The sequence below is a fragment of the Vicinamibacteria bacterium genome (assembly GCA_035620555.1).
GTDB lineage: Bacteria > Acidobacteriota > Vicinamibacteria > Marinacidobacterales > SMYC01 > DASPGQ01.
This window is the reverse complement of the sequence record DASPGQ010000005.1, coordinates 1-3,167: the sequence shown is the minus strand read 5'-3', so window position 1 is coordinate 3,167 and position 3,167 is coordinate 1. Positions and strand designations below refer to the sequence as shown.

Sequence of the window (3,167 nt, the reverse complement as noted above, 5' to 3'; positions counted from 1 at the left end):
GAGCCCCGAACGCGAGGGCCTCGCGCGAGCTCAGGGCGTCGGAAGCGATCGCGAGAACGGCGTGGCGGTCCGCGAGCGACCGGAGGCGATCGGCTGCCTCGCCGGCGTCGAGGTCCACGACGACGGCATCGGGGTCGTCCTCGTTCTCTAAGGCGATGCTCCACCCCTCCGCCTCATCGAGCAGTCGCGCGACACCTTCGAGGGCGAGGTGGTCGTCGCCCACGAGGAGCACGCGACGGGGTGCGGTCATGAGGCCAGTATAGGCGCGGTCCTCGGTGGGACGGGCACTCGAACCCGGGCAACCAACCTCTGGTTCTCCCCGTCCAAAGAGCATGGTGGAAGACGCTCGCACGGGCATTCGGAGACTCGCGGCGGCACCCGGCTTCACCCTGGTTGCCGTCGTCACACTGGCGGTCGGCATCGGTGCCAACGCCGCGGTGTTCAGCATCTTGAATCAGGCGTTGCTGCGTTCTCTTCCTTACCCCGACGCGGACACCATCGTGTTCGTCCGCGACATCCAGCCGCAGCTTCGCGATCTGCCGGGCTCCTATCCCGAGTACCTCGACTGGAAGGAGCTGACCGAGGTCTTCGATGACGTCGGGGCCTACTGGCGGCCGTCCGCCAACCTGACGGGCGAAACCGGCCCGGAGCGCGTCGAGGTCGTGCGATTGACGCCCAACCTGTTGCGCATGATGGGGGTCGAGCCGCTCGCCGGCCGCATTCTCGAGGACGACGACGACGTTCCCGGAGCCGAGAGGGTTGCTCTTCTCGGTTATGCTCTCTGGCAGCGCCGCTACGGTGGGGACAGGAACGTTCTGGGTCGCGCCGTTCTCGTGAACGGAGAACAGACGACCATCGTCGGGGTGTTGCCGCCGGACGAGCGGGTACAAACGCCGAACGAGCTTCGCCGTCAGAGTGAGCCCGAGCTGTGGCTTCCCCTGCGAAGAACGGTGGAGGACTCGCCGCGAGGCTCGCACTACCTCACGGTTGTCGCGCGCCTCGGTGCCGGCGTGGCTCTGGAGCAGGCCGAGGCTGAGATCGAGCGCAACGCGGAGGCGCTGAAGCAGGATGGTCGAACCGACCACGGAATCATTCTCGTCTCTCTGAACGACCGAATCCGCGGCCGCTCGCGCACCTCGGTGCTCATGCTGATGGGTGCGGTCGGGTTCGTGCTTCTCATCGCCTGCGCCAATATCGCGAACCTCGTGCTCGCCCGCTCCTCGGGAAGAGCCCGCGAGCTCGCTCTGCGGTCCGCGCTCGGGGCCTCGCGGAGCCGACTCGTCCGGGGCGCGCTGGTCGAGACCTCGATCCTCGCCGTGGGCGGAGGACTTGCCGGTGTCGCGTTGTCCACCACGGCGTTGAAGATGTTCTCGACGTCGCCGGGAGCGGCACTCCTCGGCTCGGGACACGTATCCATGGACGCGACCGCTCTCGGGTTCTCGCTCGGGCTGGTCGTGCTCGCGGGTCTCCTGTTCGGCTCGCTGCCGGCGCTGAGGGCAGGCTCGGTCGACGCCGGCGCGTCGCTCAAGGAGGGCGGCCGCGAGCTCGGCCCGTCGGAAAGCCGGGGTTTGGGCAAGGCGCTCGTCATCGCCGAGGTTGCTCTGGCGCTCATGCTGCTCGCGGGTGCCGGGCTTCTGATCGAGAGCTTCCAGAACCTGCTGGACGAGGAGCTCGGCTTCGATCCCGAGAACCTCTTGACCTTCACCGTCGCGCTCCCCGCGCCCGTGTACGACACTCACACGAAGCAGGCGGCTTTCTTCGACGAGGTTCTCGAGCGCATCGGGGCCCTTCCCGGAGTCGAGGGGACGGGCATGGTGACCGTCCTACCGACCGAGGGAGGATGGAATTCCGATTTCGATGTGGAAGGGATCGAGTGGCCGGACGGGCACAGCCCTCTCGCCGAAACCCGGAGCGTCAGCCCGGATTATTTTCGCACGATGCGAATCCCGGTCGTCGAGGGGCGTTCTTTCCTTTCGTCCGACACGAGCGAGAGTGCGAACATCGTCGTGGTCAACCGCGAGCTCGTCCGGCAGGTGTTCAGCACGGCGTCCCCCATCGGCCGGCGCATCACCTTCGGCGACACCGGCCCTCATTACACCATCGTCGGCGTCGTCGGGAACGTGCAGCAGTGGAGTCTGGGCGAGGAGAAGCGTCCCGCGATCTACTGGACTCATCGCCAGAACCTCAACTCGACGTCGATGGTCCTCGTCGCTCGAACCACCGGTGACCCTCTCGGCTACGTTCCCGCGATCCGTGAAGAGCTCCGCCAAGTCGACCCGAACCAGCCGCTGTCGCGCATTCGCACGATGGAGGCGGTCCTCGCGAACGGCCTCGCCCGTCGCGGCTTCTCGACCGCGGCCCTCGCCGTCTTCGCGGGACTCGCCCTTTTTCTCGCCTGCCTCGGACTCTATGGGATCGTGACCCAGACCGTCGGCCAGCGAACCCAAGAATTCGGGCTGCGGATGACGCTCGGTGCCCGGGGGAGTGACATCCTGGGGCTCGTCATCGTTCAGGGAGGAAAGCTCACGGGGATCGGGCTCGTGCTGGGCTTGGTGGGAGCGGCCCTCGTGTCGCGGCTGCTCGAGAGCTTTCTCTTCGGCGTCGGCGCGGCGGATCCCATCGTCTACGCCGAGGTGTCCCTCGTGCTCGTCGTCGTGGCGGCGGTCGCCCTCTACCTTCCCGCGCGTCGCGCGTCCCGAGTCGACCCCATGATCTCCCTACGCGCCCAGTAGCAGGCTGATGAATATCACCGTCCTTGGGCCGCTCCGGGCAATCGGCTGGGGCTCACGACCGAGCGGTGTGCCCCGATCTTCTCCAGGAGCAAGACGCTCTTGGGCTCAGCGAATCGCGGCGTCAGGTCGAGACGATTGACACCCTCCTTCCAGTAGAGCGCGGGCACTCGCACGGTGTACTCGTCGAAGCCGGGCGTCACCCGGAAGCTGCCAGCCGGCTTTTCGTTGATTACGATGCCGACGTCCGCGGCCGCGGGCCGGACCGAGGCGGTGAACGTCAGCTCGATCGTGCTCGCGACCTCGAGCGGCAGGAAAAGCCGCGCCCGATCGGCCCGAGTGACGCGCACCCAGCGGCCCGAGCGAAGCTGTGGCGGGCTCCACCCGAAACCCACGAAGCGCGGATCCTCCTTTCCGAGATCGATGAACGCCGAGTCG

General features: G+C 67.3%; 3 protein-coding genes. 1 reads left to right on the top strand and 2 read right to left on the bottom strand.

All coding sequences use genetic code 11. The annotated features are described in order from the left end of the window. Positions 1–250, bottom strand: a 250-nt coding sequence (locus VEK15_00090; GenBank protein HXV59061.1) for a hypothetical protein, incomplete at its 3' end; no start/stop codon positions are given. Between the two features lie 82 nt (positions 251–332). Here VEK15_00090 and VEK15_00085 point away from each other — a divergent pair. Further along, positions 333–2,732, top strand: coding sequence for an ABC transporter permease (locus tag VEK15_00085; GenBank protein HXV59060.1), 2,400 nt, complete (start codon positions 333–335; stop codon positions 2,730–2,732). 14 nt (positions 2,733–2,746) lie between these two features. Here VEK15_00085 and VEK15_00080 read toward each other — a convergent pair. Then, positions 2,747–3,167 (bottom strand): hypothetical protein (locus tag VEK15_00080; protein ID HXV59059.1); only part of this gene is annotated, 421 nt, incomplete at its 5' end.

Bases quoted from the DNA above. Each gene is read 5' to 3' on its own strand.
- VEK15_00085 (HXV59060.1), top strand. From the start codon at position 333: ATGGTGGAAGACGCTCGCACGGGCATTCGGAGACTCGCGGCGGCACCC.